The organism is Occallatibacter sp. (assembly GCF_049802275.1).
Taxonomy (GTDB): domain Bacteria; phylum Acidobacteriota; class Terriglobia; order Terriglobales; family Acidobacteriaceae; genus Telmatobacter.
In genome coordinates this window covers 1-2806 of sequence record NZ_JBARMD010000327.1, presented here as the reverse complement: position 1 = coordinate 2806, position 2806 = coordinate 1, and the positions used below count along the sequence as shown (strand labels likewise).

The window sequence follows — 2806 nt, the reverse complement described above, 5'->3', positions numbered from 1 at the left end:
CCAAGCGGGAGTTCTCCTCCCCAGAGGAAGCGGCTGAAGCCCGGATGCGCGGGAAACTGCTCGACCTGCATGAGGCGGCGACTTGCTGGTTCGAGGAGCAGTTGCGCGGGCCGGAGGGAGCGCTGGCACGCGAGTACCTTGCAGACCGGGGTATGACGCCAGAGGGGATCAAGGTCTTCAGGATCGGATACGCGCCGGACAGCTTTGGCGCACTGCGCGACCGGCTGAGCGGGATGGCGGATGAGGCGACGCTTCGGGCGTCCGGGCTGTTCAGCTCGAAGGAACAAGGAGACGGCACCGAAGGCCGTATTTACGACCGGTTCCGGAAGCGGGTCACGTTTCCGATCTGCAATGAGAGCGGGCGGGTGATCGCGTTCACGGCGCGAACGCTGGAAACGGGCGAAAAGGCAGGGGCTAAGTACATCAATTCACCCGAGACACCGCTTTATACCAAGGGGCAGGTGCTTTTTAACCTGGATAAGGCCAAAGCGGCAATCCGACAGGCGGGGTATGCGCTGCTGGTTGAAGGGCAAATGGATTGTATTTCGCTGTTTTTGCGCGGAATTCAGCACGTAATTGCCACCAGCGGGACGGCTTTTACAGAGCAGCAAGTTGCGATTTTGAAGCGGCACACGCAGAATGTGGTGGTGAATTTCGATCCCGACGCCGCAGGGGCAAATGCAGCGGAGAAGTCGATTAGTTTGTTAACGGAAGAGGGTTTCAATCTGAAGCTGGTGACGCTGGATGGGGGGCTCGATCCGGACAGGTTTATTCGGGAGCGGGGAGTTGAGGCCTACACCCAGGCGGTGATGGGAGCGCGGCGGCAGTCGGACTACCTGATCGAGCGCGCGCGGCAGATGTTTCCAGGTGGGGCTGCGGACCAGAAGCTGAAGGCGATGAACTACTTGTTGCCCCATATTCGGCGGATTCCGCAGAAGCTGGTGCGGGATCAATTCGCAATGGATGCGGCGCAGAAGCTGGGGATTGACTCTGCGGTGCTGCGGGAGGAACTGCGGCAGGCGGCTCTCAGGCGACGCGATCACATCGAAGTGCGGACGACGACGCTGACCGAGGTGGAACGGGTGTTGCTGCGGGCGCTGGCCATTACCGATCCAGAGCACGAGGAGGCGCGTCGGACGGCCGTGGATGCGGTATCGCGGCAACCACAGTGGTTTGAGGGTCTTGGAGCGTTTGCGGCGCTGCAGGTCCTGGCCGAACGGGGAGTGCGCGATCCGATGGACGTAGTTGAGGATCCGGCCCAGAGGGCGCTGCTGGCGGAGGCATTGCTGGCGGAAACTGAGCCTCCATCTGCCGACACCGTGCTGGGGGCGATTGTGAGCCTGCAGCAACGAAGAAATGAGGCGGAGTTGCGGGATATGCGAGCGCAAATCCAGGAAGCGGAGCGGCGGGGCGATTATGCGGGGTTGGCGATTTTGACACAAAGGAAACTGGAGCTGGATCGGGCGCTGAGGCAGTTGCGAGGCTCGGGATCGAGTGGAAATTGAGGGCTCAAAACACTGATTTCCTTGAGTCGCTTTAAGGTCAGAACACGTCTAAATAAACAGGAACAGCGGGCGGGCGAGGAGTGCTGCCTGGTCCGGGGCCACACAACACGCGGGAAATGGCGGGTTACCTGCGGAAATCCGGGCCGAAATTCCACCGTTTAATGGCGGAGTCGCTGTGTTAATCTATTGATCTCTGTGAGGATGCGCGCCCCCTCTGCCCCACATATGAGCTTCGGCTCGCGGGCGACCAGGCGAAACCTGAAGCGCGAATATCCTGCTCCGAGCAACCATTGAGTCCGCTTTTTTCATGCGGGGGGACGGGAGTTCGTCTCCGCATATGCGCAGGTTTGGGCATCCAAATCTTGTTGCGTGCGGAAGGAGCTCTGCACTGGCGCGCGACCCGGTGCTAAAACTTGATCGCGCTGGAGAGTAGGGAACATTTTGGCCATCAACGATAAATTCGAAGACGATATCACAAACCTGATCGATACCGGCAAGGAGAAGGGCTATCTGACCTACGGCGACGTGAATGACATGTTGCCGGAGGACATCAGCACTTCGCCAGACGACATCGACGACCTGATGACGACGATCGGCAGCCAGGGCATCGATCTGCTGGACGCGCCGAAGTTTGGCGCCGAGAAGGATTTTGAGCTCGAAGAGGGCGAAGACGTCGAGCTTGATCTGACGCCGGGAACGCTCGAAAAAACCAACGACCCCGTCCGCATGTATCTGCGCGAGATGGGAACGGTGCCCCTGCTTACGCGCGAAGGCGAAGTGGAGATTGCCAAGCGCATTGAGCGCGGGCAGATGCGCGTGTTGAAAGCGATTTCGCGTTCGCCAATCGTGATTCGCGAAATTGTGGCGCTGGGTGAAGACCTGAAGCGTGGCGTCCGTAACGTGAAAGAAGTCGTGGTCTTCGACGAAGAAGAGCTGACGGAAGACGTGGTGCAGGCGCGCGTGCGCTCCACAGTCGCACGCATTGATGCGCTGGTAAAGCACCAGAAGAAGATCGCGGGATTTGAAGAGAAGCAGGCTGCGGCAAACAGCAAGACCAGCCAGAAGGAATTGCGCAAGCTGCGCTGGCTGATTGCTCGCGAGAAGGTATTTGTATCCCGGATTGTGCGCGAGCTGAAGTACACGGGCCTGGAGCGCAAGCGGCTGCTCGACAAGGTCAACAAGACCGTCGACACCATGCGTACGCTCGAGCGGCAGATTCGTTCGCTGGATCAGAAGTACGAAGCCTCGAAGAGCGATGAGCTGAAGAAGGAATACCGGCGCCAGCAGAAGAACTGCAAAGT

General features: G+C 59.4%; 2 protein-coding genes. Both read left to right on the top strand.

Annotation, left to right across the window (positions count from 1 at the left end; all coding sequences use genetic code 11):
• The coding region (locus WA354_RS11440; RefSeq protein WP_472813142.1) for a DNA primase at positions 1–1505 on the top strand (1505 nt) is incomplete at its 5' end.
• A 441-nt stretch (positions 1506–1946) separates the two neighbouring features.
• Positions 1947–2806: RNA polymerase sigma factor region1.1 domain-containing protein (locus WA354_RS11435; RefSeq protein ID WP_472813141.1), on the top strand; the 860-nt coding region annotated here is incomplete at its 3' end.